General features: G+C 71.7%; 17 protein-coding genes and 1 riboswitch. Of the genes, 5 read left to right on the top strand and 12 right to left on the bottom strand.

Annotated elements, in window-relative coordinates; translation table 11 throughout:
- The first annotated feature begins 70 nt into the window (after nucleotides 1-70).
- Entirely contained in the window at nucleotides 71-817 is a 747-nt protein-coding gene (locus tag ABKA17_RS32710; protein WP_353695934.1) for a ZIP family metal transporter, read from the top strand.
- Between the two features lie 17 nt (nucleotides 818-834).
- Here ABKA17_RS32710 and cobI read toward each other — a convergent pair whose 3' ends face one another.
- The 10 genes from cobI to ABKA17_RS32660 form a co-directional block, all read right to left on the bottom strand.
- Nucleotides 835-1,584: a precorrin-2 C(20)-methyltransferase gene (gene cobI, locus ABKA17_RS32705; protein ID WP_353695933.1), complete on the bottom strand. Its 750-nt coding sequence runs from the start codon at nucleotides 1,582-1,584 to the stop codon at nucleotides 835-837.
- On the bottom strand, nucleotides 1,581-3,068 hold the full coding sequence (locus tag ABKA17_RS32700; protein ID WP_353695932.1) for a cobyrinic acid a,c-diamide synthase CobB: 1,488 nt from the start codon (nucleotides 3,066-3,068) through the stop codon (nucleotides 1,581-1,583). Before ABKA17_RS32700 ends, cobI begins: the two co-directional genes overlap by 4 nt.
- Entirely contained in the window at nucleotides 3,068-3,667 is a 600-nt protein-coding gene (cobO, locus tag ABKA17_RS32695; RefSeq protein WP_353695931.1) for a cob(I)yrinic acid a,c-diamide adenosyltransferase, read from the bottom strand. Before cobO ends, ABKA17_RS32700 begins: the two co-directional genes overlap by 1 nt.
- A complete protein-coding gene (locus ABKA17_RS32690) occupies nucleotides 3,667-5,673 on the bottom strand; it encodes a putative cobaltochelatase (RefSeq protein ID WP_353695930.1) in 2,007 nt (668 codons plus the stop codon). The genes cobO and ABKA17_RS32690 overlap by 1 nt, the downstream gene beginning before the upstream one ends.
- Nucleotides 5,670-9,326, bottom strand: coding sequence for a cobaltochelatase subunit CobN (gene cobN, locus ABKA17_RS32685; RefSeq protein ID WP_353695929.1), 3,657 nt, complete (start codon nucleotides 9,324-9,326; stop codon nucleotides 5,670-5,672). The genes ABKA17_RS32690 and cobN overlap by 4 nt, the downstream gene beginning before the upstream one ends.
- The gene (locus ABKA17_RS32680) at nucleotides 9,323-10,834 is read right to left on the bottom strand and encodes a cobyric acid synthase (RefSeq protein WP_353695928.1); all 1,512 of its coding nucleotides are present in this window, start codon (nucleotides 10,832-10,834) and stop codon (nucleotides 9,323-9,325) included. Before ABKA17_RS32680 ends, cobN begins: the two co-directional genes overlap by 4 nt.
- Entirely contained in the window at nucleotides 10,831-11,772 is a 942-nt protein-coding gene (locus ABKA17_RS32675) for a cobalamin biosynthesis protein (protein WP_353695927.1), read from the bottom strand. Before ABKA17_RS32675 ends, ABKA17_RS32680 begins: the two co-directional genes overlap by 4 nt.
- A gap of 101 nt (nucleotides 11,773-11,873) precedes the next feature.
- A riboswitch (cobalamin riboswitch) is annotated at nucleotides 11,874-12,014 on the bottom strand.
- 135 nt (nucleotides 12,015-12,149) lie between these two features.
- Entirely contained in the window at nucleotides 12,150-12,371 is a 222-nt protein-coding gene (locus ABKA17_RS32670) for a hypothetical protein (RefSeq protein ID WP_353695926.1), read from the bottom strand.
- 34 nt (nucleotides 12,372-12,405) lie between these two features.
- On the bottom strand, nucleotides 12,406-13,656 hold the full coding sequence (locus tag ABKA17_RS32665) for an inorganic phosphate transporter (RefSeq protein ID WP_353695925.1): 1,251 nt from the start codon (nucleotides 13,654-13,656) through the stop codon (nucleotides 12,406-12,408).
- A gap of 144 nt (nucleotides 13,657-13,800) precedes the next feature.
- Nucleotides 13,801-14,550 carry a lysozyme gene (locus ABKA17_RS32660; protein ID WP_353695924.1) on the bottom strand — a complete coding sequence of 250 codons (750 nt, stop codon included), beginning with the start codon at nucleotides 14,548-14,550 and terminating at the stop codon, nucleotides 13,801-13,803.
- Between the two features lie 196 nt (nucleotides 14,551-14,746).
- Between ABKA17_RS32660 and ABKA17_RS32655 the strand changes: the two genes are divergently transcribed.
- The 3 genes from ABKA17_RS32655 (at nucleotide 14,747) to ABKA17_RS32645 (ending at nucleotide 18,246) form a co-directional block, all read left to right on the top strand.
- A complete protein-coding gene (locus ABKA17_RS32655; protein WP_353695923.1) occupies nucleotides 14,747-15,478 on the top strand; it encodes a class II aldolase/adducin family protein in 732 nt (243 codons plus the stop codon).
- A 72-nt stretch (nucleotides 15,479-15,550) separates the two neighbouring features.
- The gene (locus ABKA17_RS32650) at nucleotides 15,551-16,678 is read left to right on the top strand and encodes an alpha/beta hydrolase (protein WP_353695922.1); all 1,128 of its coding nucleotides are present in this window, start codon (nucleotides 15,551-15,553) and stop codon (nucleotides 16,676-16,678) included.
- Nucleotides 16,679-16,848: 170 nt separating this feature from the next.
- A complete protein-coding gene (locus ABKA17_RS32645) occupies nucleotides 16,849-18,246 on the top strand; it encodes a hypothetical protein (RefSeq protein WP_353695921.1) in 1,398 nt (465 codons plus the stop codon).
- A 7-nt stretch (nucleotides 18,247-18,253) separates the two neighbouring features.
- Here ABKA17_RS32645 and ABKA17_RS32640 read toward each other — a convergent pair whose 3' ends face one another.
- Together ABKA17_RS32640 and ypfJ are read right to left on the bottom strand one after the other, a co-directional pair.
- On the bottom strand, nucleotides 18,254-18,667 hold the full coding sequence (locus tag ABKA17_RS32640; RefSeq protein WP_353695920.1) for a VOC family protein: 414 nt from the start codon (nucleotides 18,665-18,667) through the stop codon (nucleotides 18,254-18,256).
- 106 nt (nucleotides 18,668-18,773) lie between these two features.
- Nucleotides 18,774-19,667, bottom strand: a complete 894-nt coding sequence (ypfJ, locus tag ABKA17_RS32635) for a KPN_02809 family neutral zinc metallopeptidase (protein WP_353695919.1) — start codon at nucleotides 19,665-19,667, stop codon at nucleotides 18,774-18,776.
- 198 nt (nucleotides 19,668-19,865) lie between these two features.
- On the opposite strand from ypfJ, the gene ABKA17_RS32630 reads away from it, so the two are divergent.
- Complete coding sequence (locus ABKA17_RS32630; protein WP_353695918.1) at nucleotides 19,866-21,464, top strand: ABC-F family ATP-binding cassette domain-containing protein; 1,599 nt, start codon at nucleotides 19,866-19,868, stop codon at nucleotides 21,462-21,464.
- Nucleotides 21,465-21,657: the final 193 nt, after the last annotated feature.

Genomic DNA, 21,657 nt, shown 5'->3' with positions numbered 1-21,657 from the left:
CGAAGATTCACGGAGCTTCACAGGGGATCTGGATGTGCGCGCACAGGGGCTGATCGGATACGAAGGGCCCATGGCGGTGTTCGTCGCGCTCGGCGCGTTCCTGATGACGTTGGCCGGCGGCTGGACGGCGCAACGCGTGACGGACCGCCGCCACCTCGTCCTCGGCCTGGCCGGCGGCCTGATGCTGGGCGTGGTCGGCCTGGACCTGCTGCCCGAGGCGCTGGAGGCGGCGGGCACGGAGGTCTTCGGTGTCCCGGCGGCCCTGCTGCTCTTCGTGGCGGGCTTCCTGCTGGCCCATCTGGTGGAACGTCTGCTGGCCGCCCGTCAGGCGGCACACGGCGCCGAGGAGGCCGGTGACGCGGCTTCGGGCGGCGGCCGGGTCCCCGAGGTCGGCCTGACGGCCGCGGCGGCGATGGTCGGCCACAGCGCCATGGACGGCGTGGCGATCGGCGCGGCCTTCCAGGTGGGCGGCGGCATGGCCACGGCGGTGGCCCTGGCGGTGATCGCCCATGACTTCGCGGACGGCTTCAACACGTACACGATCACGAGCCTGTACGGCAACGCCCGCCGCCGAGCCCTCGCGATGCTGTTCGCGGACGCGGCGGCCCCGGTGGTGGGCGCGGCGTCCACCCTGCTCTTCACCATCCCGGAGCATCTGCTCGGCGCCTACCTGGGCTTCTTCGGCGGCGCGCTGCTCTATCTGGCGGCGGCCGAGATCCTCCCCGAGGCACACCACGAACACCCCGCCCGCTCGACCCTGCTGTGCACGGTCGCGGGCGCGGCGTTCATCTGGCTCGTGGTCGGCATCGCCGACTGAGCCGGCTCTCGCGGCTGTCACAGCTTGCCGCCCCGGCCGCCGTCGCGCGGGGCGGGCGCGATGAGCGTGGAGAGATAGGGCAGCGGACCGCCGTCGAGATCGGCGGCGGCCCGCACGGACTCCTCGGGCAGCCCGAGCGCGGACCCCCACACGGCGTCGTCGATCCGCCCGGTCTCCCGCAGCGCCTCGGCGACCTCCCGCGCCTGCCGCCCGAACTTGTACGCCACGACCGTGCCGGGCCCGGCGAGGGCCTCCTTGAGCGCCGCGGCCCCGGCGGTCACGGGCACCAGCGTGAGCGGCTCGGTCCCCTCGGTGAGCACGGCACCGGAACGGGCGGCGAGATCCTGCATGGCCGTGATGCCGGGCACGGTCTCGACGACGGTGCCGGGCACGAGCTCGGTGATCGTCTGGGCGAGGTAGGTGAACGTGGAGTACACGTTCGGATCGCCGATGGTGGCGAAGGCGACGGAGTCGTGTGCGGCGAGCAACTGTGCCACCCGCTCCCCGGCGGCATCCCAAGCGGCTTCCCGCCGCCCCCGGTCACTGCGCTCGTTCAGCGCGAAGACGACCCGTACGACCTTCTCCTGGGGCACGTAATGCAGCACGGTGGCCTCGGCCCGCCCCGGCTCCCCGCCGTCCTTTCCATCAGACGCAGCCATGACCGGGACCACGACGACATCGGCGGCCCGCAAGGCGTTGACGCCCTTGACGGTCACCAGCTCCGGATCCCCGGGACCGACCCCGACTCCGATCAGCTTGCTGCTCATGACGTCCGGCACCTCTCCACGAAACTACGGGCGACACCGGGCTGCGACGCCCAGTGCGTGTGCAGATAACTCGCGTGCACACCTTGCTGTACAAAACCTTCGACCCGCCGTCGAGGGGCGCGCACACCCCAGGCGGGAGCCGCCCCCGAGCCCGGCTCGACGACGGTCCGGTGAAACTCGTGCCCGCGCATCCGCGTCCCGTTGACGGCCAGAACGCTGTCACTGACGGCCACGGCGTCGCGATACCCGAGCGTGAGCCGCTCACTCATCCGCGCCTCGGCATCGAGCACACCGCACATCGGCTGCCCGTCGAGCTCCCGACAGAGATAGAGCAACCCGGCACACTCGGCGGCGATCGGAGCACCGGTTCGAGCGAGCGCGGTGACGGCCTTGCGCAGCGGCTCATTGGCGGACAGCTCGGACGCATACACCTCGGGAAACCCACCACCGACGACCAACCCACGGGTCCCGTCGGGCAGTTGCTCGTCGCGAAGAGGATCGAAGGTGACGACTTCGGCTCCGGCGGCGGCGAGCAACTCGGAGTGCTCGGCATAGGAGAAGGTGAACGCGGGCCCACCGGCAACGGCGACCACGGGCTTTTCGGGGCTGCATGGACGCCGGTTCGAGTCTTTCAGCCCGTCCGGCGTTTGAGGACGAGGCCCGTTCAGGGCCGACAGCGGGGGTCTGGGGGCGGCAGCCCCCAGGGTCGGGACGGGAAGGGGCGGAGGGGGCGAAGAAGCGAGGACCTCACCCGCATCCCACGCCGCACAAGACAACGCACCCGCCCCCCGAGCCAGCCCGACCAACGCCTCCAGATCGCACCCGCCGGCAACCTGCGCAGCCATCGCCGCCACAGCCTCCACCGCGGCAGCCCCCCGCTCGGCGACCGGCACCAACCCCAGATGCCGCGAAGGCGTATCCACCTGAGCCACCCGCCGCAGCACACCCAACACCGGCACCCCGGCCGAGTCCAACGCCTCCCGCAGCAACTCCTCATGCCGATCCGACGCGACCTTGTTGAGGATCACGCCCCCGACCCGCACCTCGGGATCCCACGAGGCGAACCCGTGCACCAGCGCCGCCACCGACCGGGACTGCGACGACGCGTCCACGACGAGCACCACGGGCGCCCGCAGCAGCTTCGCCACATGCGCGGTGGACGCCAGTTCACCTTCCCCCGCGGCTCCGTCGTACATCCCCATCACACCCTCGACAACGGCGATGTCACATCCGCGAGCCCCGTGCAGGAACAGCGGAGCGACCAGCTCCGGCCCACACAGATACGCGTCGAGATTCCGCCCCACCCGCCCGCTCGCGAGCGCGTGATACCCCGGGTCGATGTAGTCCGGCCCCACCTTGTGCGGAGACACGACAAGCCCCCGCGCGGCGAACGCGGCCATCAACCCCGTGGCAACGGTGGTCTTCCCGCTCCCCGACGAGGGCGCGGCGATGACCAGCCGAGGGACGGAAACGGATGAGGACATCACCACTCGATACCCCGCTGCCCCTTCTGCCCGGCGTCCATCGGATGCTTGACCTTGGACATGTCGGTGACGAGATCAGCGAAGTCGACGAGCTTCTCGGGCGCGTTACGCCCGGTGATGACCACGTGCTGGTTCCCGGGCCGCTCCCGCAGCACGTCGAGAACCTCATCCGTGTCGACCCACCCCCAGTGCATGGGATAGGCGAACTCGTCGAGCACGTACAGCTGATACTTCTCGGCGGCGAGGTCCCGCTTGACCTGCTCCCAGCCCTCCCGGGCCTTCTCCTCGTTGTCCATCTGGGCGTCCCGCTGAACCCAGGACCATCCCTCACCCATCTTGTGCCAGTCGACGGACCCGCCCTCGCCGCTGGCGCCGAGCACCCGGAGCGCGTTCTCCTCGCCGACCTTCCACTTCGCCGACTTGACGAACTGGAAGACCCCGATGGGCCACCCTTGATTCCAGGCCCGCAGGGCGAGCCCGAACGCAGCGGTCGACTTGCCCTTCCCGATCCCCGTATGCACAACCACCAAAGGCCGATTACGTCGCTGACGGGTGGTCAGACCGTCATCCGGCACCACACTCGGCTGCCCCTGAGGCATTACGCGGCCCTCCTCTGTACGTCCTTCACGAGCCCGGCGATGGAGTCCGCCCGCAGCTCGTCCAATGTCACGGCGGTACCGCCCAGTTCACCGGCGAGCTGCCCGGCGAGCCCGAGCCGCACGGGCCCGGACTCACAGTCGACGACGACGGAGGCGACCCCCTCCGCGGCAAAGAGCCGAGCCGCCCGCCCCGCGAGCGCGACCGGCTCGGGCCCACCCGTGGCCCGCCCGTCCGTCACCACGACGACCAGCGCCCGCCGAGCCGGATCCCGCAACCGCTCCACCCGAAGCACGTCATGGGCCTTCAGCAGACCGGCGGCAAGCGGCGTGCGCCCACCCGTGGGCAACGTCTCCAGCCGAGCCGCGGCGGCGTCCACGGACGATGTCGGCGGCAACGCCACATCGGCGGCCGACCCCCGGAACGTCACCAACCCCACCTTGTCCCGCCGCTGATACGCGTCGAGCAGCAGCGACAGCACGGCCCCCTTCACCGCGCTCATCCGCTGCCGAGCCGCCATCGACCCGGACGCGTCCACGACGAACAGCACGAGGTTCCCCTCACGCCCCTCCCGTGTCGCCTGCCGCAGATCGTCCCGGCGCAGCACGAGCCCCGTCCCGGACCGGCCGCGCGCCCGCTGATGCGGAGCGGCGGCCTGCACGGTCGCGGCAAGGTGCAGCTTGGTCAGCGCCCCCCGGGGCCGCCGCGCACCCGTCGTCCGCCCGTGCTCGGTCCGCGCCCGCGAACGACGCCCGGCGGCCCCGTCCCCGAGCCCGGGCACGCTGAGCACCTTGGTACGGAAGGGCTCGGCGGCCCGTACGGCCGACTGCTCACCCGCACCGGCACCGGCAGGCTGCGGCTCACCGCCCTCGCCCTCCTCGGGCCGTGCACCCTCGTCGCCACCCTGCGGACCGAAGTCGGGCGACGGCTGCCCGCCACCGCCCCCATCGCCGCCACCGGGCCCGTCGGGATCGGGGTCCTCGTCACCCTCGTTCTCGCCGCTGAACTCCTCCAGCGTCTCGTCGAGCTTGTCCTCGTCAAGTCCCGGCGCGTCGAAGGGATTGCGCCGACGCCGGTGCGGCAGCGCGAGCAGCGCCGCCTGCCGTACGTCCTCGGCGAGCACCTCGGTCCGCCCGGCCCAGGCGGCCAGCGCGGTGGCGGTCCGGGCCATCACGATGTCGGCCCGCATGCCGTCGACCTCGAAGGCCGCACAGGTGGCCGCGATCTGCCGCAGCGCCCCGTCGCCCAGTCGCACCGACGGCAACAACTCCCGCGCGGCGACGACCCGTTGACGTACGGAGGCCTCCTCGTCCGCCCAGCGCGCCGCGAAACCCGCCGGATCGTCGTCGTACGCCAGTCGTCGCCGTACGACCTCCACCCGCTGGTCCGGCTCCCGCGAGGCCGCGACCTCGACGGTCAGCCCGAACCGGTCGAGCAACTGCGGCCGCAGCTCGCCCTCTTCGGGGTTCATGGTGCCGACGAGCAGGAACTTGGAGGCGTGTCGTACGGAGACGCCCTCGCGCTCCACGTACGAGGCGCCCATGGCGGCCGCGTCGAGGAGCAGGTCGACCAAGTGGTCGTGCAGCAGGTTCACTTCGTCGACGTAGAGGATGCCGCGGTGCGCGTCCGCGAGCAGCCCCGGCTCGAAGGCCTTCACGCCCTCCGCGAGCGCCCGCTCGATGTCGAGGGCGCCGACGAGCCGGTCCTCGGAGGCGCCGACGGGGAGTTCGACCATGCGGGACGGGCGTTCAACACCGCTGCTGATCTCGTGCGGGCCGTCCGGGCAGGCGGGGTCCGGCTTCGCCGGGTCGCACGAGAAACGGCACCCGGCGACGACCGGCACCTCCGGCAGCAGCGCCGAAAGCGCCCGTACCGCCGTGGACTTGGCGGTGCCCTTCTCGCCGCGCACCAGCACACCGCCGACCGCCGGCGACACGGCGTTCAGCAGCAGCGCGAGCCGCAGATCGTCCTGGCCGACGACGGCCGTGAACGGAAACGGGGTACTCACTGGTCGTCGCCCTCCAGATCGCCTTCGAGCTCCAGGTACGTGGCGCGCAGCCGCTCCAGCGTGTCCGCGTCCGGCTCCGCCCACAGCCCGCGGTCGGCGGCCTCGAGGAGCCGCTCGGTGATCCCGCGCAGCGCCCACGGGTTGGACTTCTTCATGAAGTCCCGGTTCTCCGGGTCGAAGACGTACTCGGCGCTGAGCTTCTCGTACATCCAGTCGTCCACGACCCCGGCCGTGGCGTCGTACCCGAAGAGGTAGTCGACGGTCGCCGCCATCTCGAAGGCGCCCTTGTAGCCGTGCCGCCGCATGGCCGCCATCCAGCGCGGGTTGACCACCCGCGCCCGGAAGACCCGGTGGGTCTCCTCGCCGAGGGTGCGGGTCTTGACCTGGTCGGGAGTGGCCGAATCGCCCACGTACGCCTCGGGGTTGGTGCCCGTGAGGTGCCGGACCATGGCGACCATGCCGCCGTGGTACTGGAAGTAGTCGTCGGCGTCGACGAGGTCGTGCTCGCGGGTGTCGACGTTCTTCGCGGCGACGTTGATCCGCTTGAACGCGGTCTCCATGTCCCCGCGCGCCGCCCGCCCGTCGAGCCCACGCCCGTAGGCGTAACCGCCCCAGACGGCGTACACCTCGGCGAGGTCGGCGTCCGAACGCCAGTTGCGGGCATCGATCAGCGGCAGCAGCCCCGCCCCGTACGCCCCCGGCTTGGAGCCGAAGATACGGGCCGTCGCCCGCCGTCGGTCACCGTGCTCGGCGGTGTCCTCGTCGGCGTGGGCGCGCACGTAGTTGGCGTCGGCGGGCTCGTCCAGCTCGGCGACCTTGCGCACGGCGTCGTCGATCAGGCCGACCACGTGCGGGAACGCGTCCCGGAAGAAGCCGGAGATCCGGACGGTGACGTCGATACGGGGACGGCCGAGCTCCTCCGGACCGATGACCTCGAAGCCCGTCACCCGCCTCGACGCCTCGTCCCACACCGGACGGCAGCCCAGCAGTGCCAGGATCTCGGCGATGTCGTCGCCCTGGGTGCGCATCGCGGAGGTACCCCAGACCGTCAGACCGACGGACTTCGGGTACTCGCCGGTGTCCTGGAGATACCGCTGGACGAGAGAGTCGGCGAGCGCCTGCCCGACCTCCCAACTCAGCCGGGACGGAATGGCCTTGGGGTCGACCGAGTAGAAGTTCCGGCCGGTCGGAAGCACGTTGACCAGGCCACGCGTCGGCGAACCGGACGGGCCCGCCGGGACGTAACCCCCGTTCAGCGCCTTGAGGATGTGGTCGATCTCGTCGGTGGTCTTCGCCAGGCGCGGCACGACCTCGTTGCACGCGAACTCCAACACGGCGACCGCGTCCGGGAGTTCGGTGCCGAGCACACCGCGTACCAGAGCCGGGACGACCGTGACGTCCCAGTCGCGGGCCTCCATCCCCTCCGCGACCCGTCGGCAGAGCTGCTCCAGCAGGTCGATCGCGTCGGAGGCGGTACGCGACGGGCCCTCGACGAGGTCGGAGAGCTCCACCGGCACCTTCACCGGCGCCCCCGGCTCGGCGAGCAACTCCTTCTCGACGAGCCCGAAATGGGCGGCGAACGAAGCCCGGAGCCCCGGCAGCGCGTTGGCCTGCCCGCCCCACACCTGCGAGGCGCGCAGCACGGCGAGCACGAGGTTGACCCGCGCCTCGTCGACCGGGCCGCCGCCCAGGATGTGCAGTCCGTCGCGGATCTGCACGTCCTTGATCTCGCACAGATAGCCGTCGATGTGCATGACGAACTCGTCGAAGGCGTCGTCGTCCGGCTGGTCCTCGACATGCAGGTCGTGGTGGAGCTCGGCGGCCTTCACCAGCGTCCAGATCTGCGCCCGCACGGCCGGTGCCTTGGTCGGGTCCAGGTCGGAGACGAGCGCGTACTCGTCGAGGAGCTGCTCCAGCTTGGCCAGGTCGCCGTAGGTGTCGGCGCGTGCCATCGGCGGTACGAGGTGGTCGACGACCGTGGCGTGACCGCGCCGCTTGGCCTGGGTGCCCTCGCCGGGGTCGTTGACGATGAAGGGGTAGATCAGAGGGAGCTCACCCAGCACCGCGTCCGGAGCGCAACCGCCGCTGAGACCAAGCCCCTTGCCCGGCAGCCACTCCATCGTGCCGTGCTTGCCCATGTGGACGATCGCGTCCGCACCGAAGCTGTTCTCCAGCCATCGGTAGGCCGCCATGTAGTGATGTGAGGGCGGCATGTCCGGGTCGTGGTAGATCGCGATCGGGTTCTCGCCGAAGCCGCGCGGCGGCTGGATCATCACGACGACGTTCCCGAACTGGAGGGAGGCCAGCACGATGTCGTCCCCGTCGACGTACAGCGAGCCCGGCGGCTCACCCCACGCCTCCAGCATGGCGTCCCGCAGCTCCGGGTCGAGCTTGTCGAACCACGCCCGGTAGTCGGCCAGCGGCACCCGCGCGGGCGCGGCGGCCAGCTGCTCCTCGGTGAGCCACTCGACGTCGTGGCCACCGGCGTTGATGAGCCGGTGGATCAACTCGTCGCCGTTGTCGGGGTGTCCCTCGACGACGTAACCGGCGTCCCGGAGCGCGTCCAGCACCTGAACGGCCGAGGCGGGCGTGTCCAGGCCCACCGCGTTGCCGACCCGCGAGTGCTTGGTCGGGTACGCGGTGAAGACGAGCGCGAGCTTCTTCTCGGCGTTCGGCTTGTGCTTCAACCGGGCGTGCCGCACGGCGATCCCGGCGACGCGCGCGGCCCGCTCGGGGTCGGCGACATAGACCGGGACGTCGTCGGGACCCTGCTCCTTGAAGGAGAACGGGACGGTGATCAGCCGCCCGTCGAACTCCGGGATCGCGACCTGCATCGCCGCGTCCATGGGGGAGAGGGCGGCGTCGGACTCGTCCCAGGCCGCCTTGGACGACGTGAGGCAGAGTCCTTGCAGCACCGGCACGTTCAGGTCGGCCAGCGCCCCGATGTCCCACGCCTCCTCGTCGCCGCCCGCCGAGGCCTGGGAGGCGTGGGTGCCGCCGGCGGCGAGGACGGTGGCGACGAGGGCGTCGGCCTTGGCCAGGAGCTCGTAGAACTCCGCGTCGGCACCGCGCAGCGAACCGCAGTACACGGGCAGGGCGTTGGCGCCGCGTGCCTCGATCGCGTCGCAGAGGGTGTCCACGAAGGCGGTGTTGCCGCTGAGTTCATGGGCCCGGTAGAAGAGCACGCCGATGGTCGGACGGGCCTCCTCGTAGGCGTACGAGCCGTGGACGCCGTACTCCGGCATCTTCTGCGGCTCGACGAATCCCTCACCGGTCAGCAGCACGGTGTCCGACAGGAACCGCGCCAGCTCGGTGAGGTTGGCGGGCCCGCCCTCGACGAGGTATCGCAGCGCCTCGGCCACCACACCGGCGGGGACGGACGACTCGGCCATCAACTCGGCGTCGGGAACGGACTCACCGCCCAGCAGCACGGTCGGGATCCCGGCGGCCTTCAGCGCGGCCAGCCCGTCCTCCCAGGCCCGCTTGCCGCCGAGCAGTCGTACGACGGCGATGTCCGCGCCCGCGACGAGCGCGGGCAGCTCCTCGGCGACGTCCACGCGGGTCGGGTTGCCGATCCGGTAGTCGGCACCGGAAGCGGCGCGGGCCGCCAGCAGGTCCGTGTCGGCGGTCGACAACAACAACACAGTGCTCATGCGGGCGCTCCCGGTGGAATGAAAGGCAGTCCTTGCGGCGCGCCGGACTCGATGAGCCGCCACAGCGCGTCCGTGTCCGCGTGCTGTTCGATCAGGTCGCCGAGCCGGTCGAGCTGCTCCTCGCGCAGCGCGGCGAACGACGTGTCGGGGGCCGGCACGAAACGGCGGCCCGCGGCGGCCGCCACCTCCCGCAGGAACGCCCGCCGGAACCCGTCCGACTCCAGCGACCCGTGCCAGTGCGTCCCCCAGGTCTGGCCGACCCGGCAGCCGTCCAAGAAGGGCTCCCCGCCGCTGATGTCGGCGACCCCGTGATGGATCTCGTACCCCGCGACGTGCTCGCCGAGGGCTTCCCCTTCCGGCCGGGTGAGGGTCTTCTCGCGGGCGAACCGCACCCTCACGGGCAGGACCCCGAGCCCGTCCACATGCCCCCGCCGGCTCTCGACCTCGTCCTCGATGTGCTCGCCGAGGATCTGGAACCCACCGCAGATGCCGAGGACGGGCCGCCCTTCGGCGGCTCTGCGCAGCAGGGCGTCCGCGAGCCCGCGCTCCCGCAGCCACTCCAGGGCCCGTACGGTCCCGCGGGTGCCCGGAACGACGACGAGGTCGGCGTCGGCCAGCTCCTCCGGCCGGTCCACGAACCGCACCACCACACCCGGCTCGGCGGCGAGGGCGTCGACGTCGGTGAAGTTGGACATGAGCGGGATCGCACAGACGGCGACGCGCAGCACGTCCTCCCCGACGGGCGGGGCCGTGTCGGACTCCCGGACCGTCCCGCGCAGGGAGACCCGCAGCCCGTCCTCCTCGTCGATCCCGAGCCCGTGCCGGAAGGGCAGGACGCCGTAGGTGTGTCGTCCGGTGAGCCCGTGGAGCATGTCGAGCCCGGGTTCGAGCAGCGAGACATCCCCCCGGAACTTGTTGACGAGGAACCCGGCGACGAGCGCCTGGTCCTCTTCCGAGAGCAGGGCGACAGTCCCGAAGAAGGAGGCGAAGACGCCACCGCGGTCGATGTCGCCGACGACGAGCACGGGAAGCCCGGCGTTCCGGGCGATCCCCATGTTCACGATGTCGGTCCGCCGGAGGTTGATCTCCGCCGGACTGCCCGCCCCCTCACAGATCACCGCGTCATACGTGCCCCGCAGTTCGGCGAGACACTCCAGCACGGTGCCGAGCAACTGCTGCTGTCGTCCCCCGTGGTAGCCGCGCGCGCTCAGCTCGCCCACCGGCTTCCCGAGCAGCACGACCTGACTGCTCTGCTCGCCACCGGGCTTGAGCAGCACGGGATTCATCAGCGCGGTCGGCTCGACACGGCAGGCCTGCGCCTGCATGGCCTGCGCCCGTCCGATCTCGGCGCCCTCGCGGGTCACGAACGAATTGAGGGACATGTTCTGCGCCTTGAACGGCGCGACCTTGACCCCCTGTCGCACCAGCCACCGGCAGATCCCGGCGGTGACGACACTCTTGCCCGCGTCGGAGGTGGTGCCGGCGACGAGCAGCCCACCGCCGCTCATGAGGCACGCCCCTTGAGGGCGACCCGTGCGGCGACACCGACGCCGAGCGCGAGCAACCCGACCCGGCGCGACAGCCGTACGGCCCGCTCGATGTCCTGGACCTCCACGGAACGCCCCTCCCCATTCAGCACGGGCCGGTGCTCCACCCGCCCCGCGTACGACAACGTCCCGCCCAACCGCACCCCGAGGGCCCCCGCGAACGAGGCCTCCACGGGCCCGGCGTTGGGGCTCGGATGCCGGCCGGCGTCGGCACGCCAGGCTCGTACGGCACCGCGCGGATCCCCACCGGCCACGGTCGCGAGTACGGCGGTGAGCCGCGCCCCCGGCCATCCGGCGACGTCGTCCAGCCGGGCGGAGGCCCAGCCGTAGCGCCGGTATCTGGGGGACTTGTGCCCGACCATGGCGTCCAGCGTGTTGACGGCCCGGAACCCGAGCAGCCCGGGCACGCCCGCGACGGCCCCCCACACCAGGGAGCCCACGACGGCATCGGAGGTGTTCTCGGCGACGGACTCGACCACGGCCCGGGCGATCCCGTCGGCGTCGAGGGCCTGCGGATCCCGCCCGCACAGATGCGGCAGCCGCTCCCGCGCGGCCTCGACGTCCCCGGCCTCCAGGGCCCGCCCGATGACCCGGGCCTCGCGCGCGAGCGAAGTCCCCCCGACGACGGCCCAGGTGGCGACACCGGTCAGGGCGACGGAAGCGGTACGGGACGGGCGTACGGCGTTCTCCGCCACGGCCCCGAGCGCGAGGGCGCCCCCGGCGCACACGACGGTGTGCAGCGCGCCCCACCCGCGGTGGTCCCGCCACAACACCCGTTCCACGGCGGCCGCGGCCCGTCCGAACGCGGCGACCGGATGCCCCCGGCGTGGATCACCGAGCAGCAGGTCACCGAGGAGTCCGGCGGCGGCGCCGTACGCGAAGACGCGATCGGCACGCATCGGCTCAGCCGGCCGTGGGGTCGGGCAGCGACCTGTGGCGGTACCTCAAACGGCAGGCGAGCATGGCGATATGTCCTCACTCAGGGTGTCCACGCCCTGGTTCGACGAGACCGACGACGAGAGTTCCTGGCTCCCGGGGCTACCTACCCCGGTGACAGTGGCGGGACCGCGCCGGACTTCCACCGGCTTCCTCTCCATGCCGTCGTACATGGCCCCGGCAGTCCACCATGGGCCCGGAAGGGCCGTCAACTTGCCGTTGACCTGCGACGGGAGAGTGTGCTGAGGCCCACATGCGGGCGGTCATCGCCGTCACAGACGACGTGGGGTGCGGGACGGAGATCCGTCTCGCACCCCACGAGGTGTCCTGTCGAGCTAGGTCAGGCGACGATCAGATAGATCCCGTACGCCACCGCCGCCGCGCAGGCCGCGAAGCAGGCGTAGGCGCCGGTGACCGCGAGGGCCGCCGAGTCGCCCTGGGCCGTCGCCCGCTCCTGGCGGGAGAGGCCCATGATGCCGAGGGTGAACAGGGCCACGAGGGCCACGGTGACCACGAGGCTGACGCCGAAGACGGAGCCCAGTGCTGCCCAGTCGATTTCCATGCGGGTGCTTCCTTCGTTCCTGGGTGCAGGCGGCTCAGACGGCGGCGGCCGGCGGAGCGGCGGGCTCCGCGGGAGCGATCGGGGCCGGGGCGGGGATCGTGGCGGTGAGGTCCTCGGTCACCGTGCCCGCGGGGGGCGGGGTGACCGCGGCGATCGCCGTGGTGACCACACCGGCCGGCTCCTCGTCGTGGTCGTTGACGTTCGTGTGGTCGATGACCTCGCGGCGCGAGATCTTCCAGATCGCCGCGCTGGAGCCGATGAGGAAGACCGCGACGAGGGCGGTGCCCCAGTCGCCGAGGTCGCACACGGACTCCGCGAGCGCGCCCACCAGGGCCGCGGCCGGGAGCGTCAGGCCCCATGCCACGAACATCCGCGTCGCCGTGGACCAGCGCACCACGCCGCCCTTGCGGCCGAGACCCGCGCCCATCACCGCACCGGAGACCGAGTGCGTGGTGGAGAGGGAGAAGCCGAGGTGCGAGGAGGCCAGGATGACCGTGGCCGCGGAGGTCTGAGCGGCGAAGCCCTGCTGCGGCTGGAGGTCGGTCAGGCCCTTGCCCATCGTGCGGATGATGCGCCAGCCGCCGAGGTAGGTGCCGAGCGCGATGGCGAGACCCGCGGAGAGGATGACCCAGGTGGGCGGGTCGGAGTCGGGGGCGACGGCGCCGCCCGCGACCAGGGCGAGGGTGATGATGCCCATCGTCTTCTGCGCGTCGTTCGTGCCGTGGGCCAGCGAGACCAGACCGGCGGAGGCGATCTGCCCGGCCCGGAAGCCCTTGGCGGATGCCTTGCCGTCGGCCTTCTTGCCCAGGGTGTAGGACAGCCGCGTGGCGAGGAGTGCGGCCAGGCCCGCGACCAGCGGGGCCGCGATCGCCGGGATGAGGACCTTGGTGACAAGCACGTCGCCGTGGACGGCACCCATGCCGGCCGAGGCGATGGTGGCGCCGATCAGACCGCCCATGAGGGCGTGGGACGAGCTGGAGGGGAGTCCGACCAGCCAGGTCAGCAGGTTCCAGAGGATCGCGCCCACCAGGGCCGCGAAGATCACCTCAGGACGTATGCCGCTTTCGTCGACGAGACCCTTGGAGATCGTGTTGGCGACCTCCACGGAGAGAAAGGCGCCCACAAGGTTCAGCACGGCGGACATGGCCACCGCGACCTTGGGCTTGAGTGCACCGGTCGAGATGGTGGTGGCCATCGCGTTGGCGGTGTCGTGGAAACCGTTCGTGAAATCGAACGCAAGTGCGGTTACTACCACAATCGCGAGGATCAGCGAGAAGTTTTCCATTTACCCAGGCAATCGTTCGAGCGTCATTGGCTGGTCGAACGTAAGTAACCAGGGTGAACGGAAGGTGAACTGAGGCGGGCCGCACGGTGTATGGAATCGAGGGTTTCCCCTCCGATCCTCCGGCGCGGCCCGACCGCCGCTCGGTCACGAACCCCGGGCGAACTTCTTCAGCTGCGCCAGGGACCCGTTGAAGAGGTTCTGATCACCCGGCAGACCGCCGCTGTTGTCGTACTGCCAGATCGTCCAGTACCCCCAACCGGCGGGCAGCGCCCCGGCGTCCGCCGCGTTGTAGCGGGCCACCCACAGCGCGTGGTTGGAGGCGAAGGCGCCGCTGCCGCCGGTGCAGGTGTTCCACCAGTGGGCGGTGGTGTAGATCACCGGTCGCCGGCCGGTCAGCCGCTTCACCTCGCCGCTGAAGGACTTGATCCAATCGACCATCGCGGCCTTCTTCAGGCCGTAGCACTTGTGCTTCTTGTCGTACGGGTTGTATTCGATGTCGAGCGCCGGCGGCAGCGTCCAGCCGTCCGCGCTCCAGCCGCCGCCGTTGGCCACGAAGTACCGCGCCTGGGTCTTGCCGGACGACTTGTTCGGCAGGGCGAAGTGGTAGGCGCCGCGGATCAGGCCCGCGTCGCGCGAGCCGTTGTACTGCTGGTTGAAATACGGGTTGCGGTAGCTGTGGGACTCGGTCGCCTTGACGTAGACGAACCTCGCCCCCTTGGACCTGGCCTTCGGCCAGTCGACGTTCTTCTGGTGCGAAGAGACGTCGTGCCCCTTGGGTTTACCGGCCGCCGAAGCCGGTGACTCGGTCAGCGCGGTCCCCGCGAGGGTGAGCGCTGCCACGGACGCCGCCAGGAGGCGGCCTCGGTGGCGTAACGGTTTGCGATCACGGGCCATATTTCCCCCCGGAATGGCGACGTGCACGACAAATCAGGCAGAGATTACTGGAAGATCGGGGCGTCCTCGTCGATCTACGGCCAAGCCGCGGCAGAGGGTGAAGTATCCGCATTTGCGCACTTCCGGACGCCGGGCCTCCGCCCTAAAGTGCCCAGGCCCCGCCACACCGCGCGGCCGCACCTGACAGGATCGCGGCATGGCTGAGCAGCGACGCGACCAGCGGGACGGGCGGGGTGCCGGGGGAGGCGCACAGGATGTGCCGGAGCCGTGGCGGCGGAGTGTGCGCGCCGAGGAGGCGCACGCCTGGGAGGAACTCGTCGCGACCGCCCGCCGCACCGTCGCCGACGGGCTCGTCGTCGGCACCTCCGGCAACGTCTCCGTGCGCGTCGACGACACGGTGCTGGTCACGCCCTCGGGTGTGCCCTACGACCGGCTGACGCCGGACGACGTGACCGGCGTCGACCTCGACGGCCGCCCGGTCCTCGGCCGGCTCGTCCCGACGAGTGAACTCCCCATGCATCTGGCGATCTACCGCGCCACCGACGCCGGCGCCGTCGTCCACACCCACGCCGTGCACGCGACGGCCGTCTCGACGCTCGTCCCCGAGCTCCCGGCGATCCACTACATGTCCGGCGCCCTCGGCGGCGCCGTCCGGGTTGCCCCGTATGCGACGTACGGCACCGAGGAGTTGGCCGAGAACATGCTCCACGCCCTCGACGGCCGCACCGGCTGCCTGCTGCGCAACCACGGCACGGTCACCTACGGCGCCACCCTCGACCAGGCCTACGACCGCTCCGCCCAACTGGAGTGGATGTGCCGCCTGTGGCTGACCGCGTCCTCGGTGCCAGGCCTGTCCCCGACCCTGCTGTCCGAGGAACAGGTGACGGAGGCGGGGGAGCGGCTACGGGGGTACGGGCAGCGCAAGTGACAAGGGCGGCCCGCGTCACTCCGAAGCGCCCTCCCACTGGCCCGTGACCGGGTCCGCCAGGACACTGGACGGGTGCGCACTGTCAAAGCGACGGCCGCCGCCGTCACCGTGGCCCTGGCCGCCGGCGCCGCGAGCGTCGCTGCGGGACGACTCGCCAGCGACGCCGCCCTGAAGGCGCCCCCGGGCCGGCCCCTGCCCGACGAACCCCGGCTCACCGTGCACGCCACGGCCGCCGGGCAGATCGCCCTCACCCGGGACCTGGCCGCCCTGCGCCCCGGCACCTACGGCCTCACCGGAGACGCCGGTCACGCGGTCGTCGGCCCCGTCCTCGACACCGCGTCCCACACCGCCGACACCGTCGTACGCCGCCTGGAACGCGTCACCCACGGCACCCTGAGCCCCGGCGACACGGTCTGGTTCACCCCCAGCACCCACACCGGCGACCCCGGCTCCGCCCTCGGCCTCGACCACGAGGACGTCCGCATCCCGGGCGAACTCGGCGCCCTGCCCGCCTGGTTCGTCCCCGGCATACGGAGCACCTGGGTCATCTGCGTGCACGGCCTCGGCACCACCCGCGAACTTTCCCTGAACGTCATGGAGTTCCTCACCGGCCGCCGCTTCCCCGTCCTCGCCCTCGGCTACCGCGGCGACCTCGGCGCGCCCCGCCCGCCGGACGGGCTGAACCACCTCGGCGAGACCGAGTGGCGCGACCTGGACGCGGCGATCCGTTACGCCGTCCGCAACGGCGCCCGCAAGGTCGTCCTGCACGGCTGGTCCACCGGCGCCACCATGGCCCTGCGCGCCGCCGCCCACTCCGGGCTCCGCGACCGCATCTCCGGGCTGATCCTCGACTCCCCGGTGCTCAGCTGGGAGACCACCCTGCGCGCCCTCGCCACCGCCCGCCGCACCCCGGGCGCCCTGCTGCCGCTCGCCGTCCGCGCCGCGCAGGGCCGCACCGGGCTGCACGCCGACGCCGCCGCCGAGGCCGCCGACCCGGACCTCCTCAAGGTGCCGACCCTGATCCTCCACGGCCCCGACGACACGATCGCCCCCTGGACGCTCTCGCGCCGTCTCGCCGCCGCCCGCCCCGGACTGATCGCCCTCCACACCGTCCCGCACGCCCCCCACGGAGCCATGTGGAACGCCGACCCCGAGGGCTACGAGGAGGCGCTCCGCCGCTTCCTGACACCGCTGATGTAACGGCACCGCGGACCAGCCCGGGAGGGCTGCCCCCGGATTCCGTTTAAGGCCGTACCACTGGCCGATTCCCGTCACACGACCGCCCGCCGGGCCCCGTGCCTTGGCCCTCCCCATCGCCCGCCGTTACATTCCGTTTGGGTTTTCGGACCGTCAACCGGAAGACTGCACCCGTGACGTCCCGTATCCCGCGCGACTCCAGGCTTCGACTCGTCCGACCGCGACCCCTGGCCGCCGCCCCCCGAGCGATGACCGAGCGGCCCTCGCGCCGCCCCGCCCCCCGCCCCCCGGCGGGCACACCGGCCCAGGCCGAGCTGGCCAGAATGGCGCGCTCCCGACTGGCCGGCGCCGCCCGCGTCGCCCACTGGGCCGACGCCGCCCTGGGCCCGGGCCGGGAGGCCGGACAGCCCGACGGCCAGGCCACCCTCTCCGACGCCAGCGCCGAACGGGCCGCCGCCGACCTGGGCCTGACCGTGGCTCAGGTGCGCGCCGACTGGGACACCGCCCGGCTCGCCGGTCTCGTCGAGGTGCACGGCGACAGCGCCCGCCCCGGCTGGCGGCTGCGCGCCTGGGACCGCGACGACAGCGCCGTACTGCGCGGCTGGGTCGCCTTCTTCGACGCCTGGTCGCTCGCCCACCCGGAGCCCGCGGAGCTCGGGGCCGCCACCGTCGCCGAGGTCGTCTCGGCGATGCCGCAGGTCCTCTCCTTCCTCCAGCTCTCCGCCGGCCCCGTGCCCGTGGCCCAGCTGCTGGACCTCCTGGAGCAACGGGTCACCGAACTGCGCACCGAACGCTGCGAGATCCCCTACGGCCCGCAGCCCGCCCCGGACCGCGAACTGGCCGAGGACACCCCGCTCGCCCCCCTCCTCGACTGGGCCCTGCACGCCCTCGCCTCCGTCGGCGCCCTCACCTACGGCGACGCGCAGGCCACGCTCACCCCGCTGGGCAGCTGGGCGGTCTGGGTCAAGCTGGAGCAGATCTGCGTCGCCGCGCAGAGCCCCGCCGGCAACATCGAGGCCGTCGCCGAGGAGATGCTCCGCGGCTGCGCCCAGCTGCGCCCCAAGGCGGCCCGCGACGAGTACCGCGCCTGGCTCGCCGCCCGCCCCGTCGGCAGCGCCGTCACCGAGCTGCTCTCCGCCGCCCGCGGCGAGGACGCCCTGCTGCGCGGCCTCGCCTTCGAGGCGCTCCGCGTCGTCGGCGCCCCCGCCGAGCCCGACGTACGCGCGGTCGTCGACGAGCCGACCCTGCGGCCGTACGCCCTGCTGTGGCTCGCCGTGCACGACGGCGCCGACCCGGAGGACGCCCACGAGGTGCTCACCCGGGAGGAGGCCACCTGGCTGTGGGTCGACACCGCCGCCGCCGTCGCCGACCACGGGGAGGCCCCGCTGCTGGTGCGGCACCTGGAGTCAGCGGTGCAGCCGACCGTCCCCATGCTCCTCGACGAGGTGCGCGCCGTCGGTCACCCCCGCACCGTGCAGGTCCTGGTCGCGCTCGCCGCCGCCCACCCCGACCCCGCGCTCGCCAAGGCGGTCCGCCGGGCCGCCTTCCAGGTGCACACGGGGGGCAGCTGACGGCGGCTCAGCCCTCGAACTCGGGCGTGTACGTCCCGAAGCTCCAGATGTTGCCCTCCAGGTCCCGCGCCATGTAGTCCCGCGCGCCGTAGTCCTGGTCCGTCGGGGGCATCAGGATCTCCGCGCCCTTCTCCACCGCGCGCCGGTGGTGTGCGTCGACGTCGTCCACGGCGACGTACACCCCGGTGGTGCCCGCGTCCTTCATCGCCGCGTCGAAGAGGCCGCCGCGCCCCTTGGAGCCGAGCATGATCGCGCCGTTGCCCTGGACCAGCTCGGCGTGCTGCACCAGGCCGTCCTCCCCCTCGAACACCGCCAGCTCGGTGAAGCCGAAGGCCTCCGTGAGCTGCCGGACGGCCGCCTTGGCGTCCGCGTACAACAGGGTCGGGTAGATGCTGGGACGCCCACCGCTCGTGCCTGCCATGCCGATCACTCCCTTGTGATCCCGTGCCGGAAATCCGAACCTGGCCCCAGTCTCGCAGCGGCCACTGACAACGCCGCTGACCTGCCGAAACACCTGCCCGGGCGGCTCAGCGGAAGGTGTCGCACGCCCCCATGTCACCGGTCTCGAACCCCTCGTGGAACCACCGCTGCCGCTGCGCCGCCGACCCGTGCGTCCACGACTCCGGCGTCACCCGCCCCTGGAACCGCTCCTGGATCCGGTCGTCGCCCACGGCCGCCGCCGCGTCCAGACCGTCGGCGATGTCGGCGTCGGTGAGGCTGGTGATCAGCGGCCGGCCGGTCGACTCGTCCTTCGTCGTGGTCGCGTGGTGCGCCCAGACGCCCGCGTAGCAGTCCGCCTGGAGCTCCACCTTCACGGCGTTGGAGTTCTCGCCCGTGCGCCCGTCCTGGGACCGGCTCAGCGTGCCCGTCAGGTCCTGCACATGGTGGCCGTACTCGTGCGCGACCACGTACGCCTGCGCGAAGGCGCCGCCGCTCGCGCCGAACTGGGAGCGCAGCTCGTCGAAGAAGCCCAGGTCCAGATAGACCTTCCGGTCACCGGGGCAGTAGAACGGCCCGACCGCCGAGGTCGCCGCCCCGCACGCGGTGCCGACCCGCTGACTGAAGAAGACGGTGGGAGAGCGCGCGTACGTCCCGTTGCGCCGCGCGAACTCCTGGTCCCAGTAGTCCTGCACGCTGTTGACCACGGCCACCGTGCGGCAGTCGTCCCTGGTGTTCGCGTCCTGCCCGGTGCGACACGACTGCTGGACCTGGGCCAGCGGGGACGACGTGGCGACGGACTGCCCGCCGCCCTCGTCGGTGAGGCCGAGCTGGTCGGGACCGACTCCGAAAAAGAGCCCCAGCAGCAGCGCGATCAGCCCGGCGATGCCACCGCCGACGGTCGCCCTGCCTCCCGGGATGCGGCTGCCGCGCACGTCCTGGACCTCGGAGGTGTCCAGCTGGGCGTCGTCGTCGAACTGCATGGGGCCATCGTCGCCCGCACCCCGTGGCGAGGCGCCGGCCACTGCTCCGAACAGGCGACGGCCATCGAACAGGCGAACCCAGAAAAAGTGGTTGCATCGCCCCGTTAGACTTGGCCCATGGCCATTCTCCTCGCGCATTAGACGGCGGGAACGTCCTCAGCCGCCCAACCGCCAAACAACCTGCCCTGGAGTCTGTCCGTGATCTCCGCCTCCGGTATCGAGCTGCGCGCCGGCGCCCGAGTCCTCATCGAGTCCGCCACCTTCCGTGTCGCCAAGGGCGACCGCATCGGTCTGGTCGGCCGCAACGGCGCGGGGAAGACCACGCTCACCAAGTGCCTCGCGGGTGAGGGCATCCCCGCGGGCGGCCAGATCACCCGCTCCGGCGAGGTCGGCTACCTCCCGCAGGACCCCCGCACCGGCGACCTAGACGTCCTCGCCCGCGACCGCATCCTGTCCGCGCGCGGGCTCGACGTACTGATGCGCAAGATGCGCGAGAACGAACAGCGGATCGCCAACGGCCAGGGCGGCACCCGCGAGAAGGCGCTGAAGCAGTACGAGCGCCAGGAGACGGAGTTCCTCACCAAGGGCGGGTACGCCGCCGAGGCCGAGGCCGCCACCATCGCCGCCGCGCTGAACCTCCCCGACCGGGTGCTCGGCCAGCCGCTGCACACCCTCTCCGGTGGTCAGCGCCGCCGTATCGAGCTGGCCCGGATCCTGTTCTCGGACGCCGACACCCTGCTGCTCGACGAGCCCACGAACCACCTCGACGCCGACTCGATCGTCTGGCTGCGCGACTACCTCAAGACCTACCGCGGCGGCTTCATCGTGATCTCCCACGACGTCGACCTGGTCGAGACGGTCGTCAACAAGGTCTTCTACCTGGACGCCAACCGCGCCCAGATCGACGTCTACAACATGGGCTGGAAGCTCTACCAGCAGCAGCGCGAGGCCGACGAGAAGCGCCGTAAGCGCGAGCGGCAGAACGCCGAGAAGAAGGCCGCGGCCCTGCACTCGCAGGCCGACAAGATGCGCGCCAAGGCCACCAAGACGGTCGCCGCGCAGAACATGGCCAAGCGCGCCGACCGGCTGCTCGCAGGGCTCGACGCGGTGCGGGTCTCCGACAAGGTCGCCAAGCTCCGCTTCCCCGAGCCCGCGCCCTGCGGCAAGACCCCGCTGACCGCCGAGGGACTGTCGAAGTCCTACGGCTCGCTGGAGATCTTCACCGACGTCGACCTGGCCATCGACAAGGGCTCCCGGGTCGTCATCCTCGGCCTCAACGGCGCCGGCAAGACGACCCTGCTGCGCCTCCTCGCGGGTGCCGAGCAGCCGGACACCGGTGCGGTCGTGCCCGGTCACGGGCTCAAGATCGGCTACTACGCCCAGGAGCACGAGACCCTCGACCCGGAGCGCTCGGTCCTGGAGAACATGCGCTCCTCCGCCCCCGACCTGGACCTGGTCGAGGTCCGCAAGGTGCTGGGCTCCTTCCTGTTCTCCGGCGACGACGTCGACAAGCCCGCGGGAGTCCTCTCCGGCGGTGAGAAGACCCGGCTGGCCCTGGCCACCCTGGTCGTCTCCTCGGCGAACGTGCTCCTCCTGGACGAGCCCACCAACAACCTCGACCCGGCAAGCCGCGAGGAGATCCTCGGCGCGCTGCGCACCTACAAGGGCGCGGTCGTCCTGGTCACCCACGACGAGGGCGCCGTCGAGGCGCTCCAGCCGGAGCGGATCATTCTGCTGCCCGACGGGGTCGAGGATCTGTGGGGTTCCGACTACGCGGATCTCGTCGCCCTCGCTTGATCGAACGGTTGATCAACTAGGTATGGATCATTCGGCCTACCGGTGATCCATCATCTGTGTGAGATCTCCTCGTACCGAGGTGTGTCCTACATCCATTTCGCGGCCGAGCCCTTTATCGACAAGGGCTCGGCCGCTCCGCGTCTCTGACCAGGCGTTTCACAAGTGAACTCGTTCGGCGGTACGAACAGCCTGC

It is taken from the genome of Streptomyces sp. RG80 (assembly GCF_040446465.1).
Lineage (GTDB): Bacteria > Actinomycetota > Actinomycetes > Streptomycetales > Streptomycetaceae > Streptomyces.
This window is presented reverse-complemented; position numbering and strand designations above follow the sequence as displayed.

What these genes read in the sequence shown, in the direction of transcription:
- cobO (WP_353695931.1), bottom strand. Translation starts at nt 3,667, where the DNA reads ATGCCTCAGGGGCAGCCGAGTGTGGTGCCGGATGACGGTCTGACCACC.
- ABKA17_RS32665 (WP_353695925.1), bottom strand. Translation starts at nt 13,656, where the DNA reads ATGGAAAACTTCTCGCTGATCCTCGCGATTGTGGTAGTAACCGCACTT.
- ABKA17_RS32700 (WP_353695932.1), bottom strand. Translation starts at nt 3,068, where the DNA reads ATGTCCTCATCCGTTTCCGTCCCTCGGCTGGTCATCGCCGCGCCCTCG.
- cobI (WP_353695933.1), bottom strand. Translation starts at nt 1,584, where the DNA reads ATGAGCAGCAAGCTGATCGGAGTCGGGGTCGGTCCCGGGGATCCGGAG.
- ABKA17_RS32675 (WP_353695927.1), bottom strand. Translation starts at nt 11,772, where the DNA reads ATGCGTGCCGATCGCGTCTTCGCGTACGGCGCCGCCGCCGGACTCCTC.
- ABKA17_RS32660 (WP_353695924.1), bottom strand. Translation starts at nt 14,550, where the DNA reads ATGGCCCGTGATCGCAAACCGTTACGCCACCGAGGCCGCCTCCTGGCG.
- ABKA17_RS32655 (WP_353695923.1), top strand. Translation starts at nt 14,747, where the DNA reads ATGGCTGAGCAGCGACGCGACCAGCGGGACGGGCGGGGTGCCGGGGGA.
- ABKA17_RS32670 (WP_353695926.1), bottom strand. Translation starts at nt 12,371, where the DNA reads ATGGAAATCGACTGGGCAGCACTGGGCTCCGTCTTCGGCGTCAGCCTC.
- ABKA17_RS32680 (WP_353695928.1), bottom strand. Translation starts at nt 10,834, where the DNA reads ATGAGCGGCGGTGGGCTGCTCGTCGCCGGCACCACCTCCGACGCGGGC.
- ABKA17_RS32640 (WP_353695920.1), bottom strand. Translation starts at nt 18,667, where the DNA reads ATGGCAGGCACGAGCGGTGGGCGTCCCAGCATCTACCCGACCCTGTTG.
- ypfJ (WP_353695919.1), bottom strand. Translation starts at nt 19,667, where the DNA reads ATGCAGTTCGACGACGACGCCCAGCTGGACACCTCCGAGGTCCAGGAC.
- ABKA17_RS32710 (WP_353695934.1), top strand. Translation starts at nt 71, where the DNA reads ATGGCGGTGTTCGTCGCGCTCGGCGCGTTCCTGATGACGTTGGCCGGC.
- cobN (WP_353695929.1), bottom strand. Translation starts at nt 9,326, where the DNA reads ATGAGCACTGTGTTGTTGTTGTCGACCGCCGACACGGACCTGCTGGCG.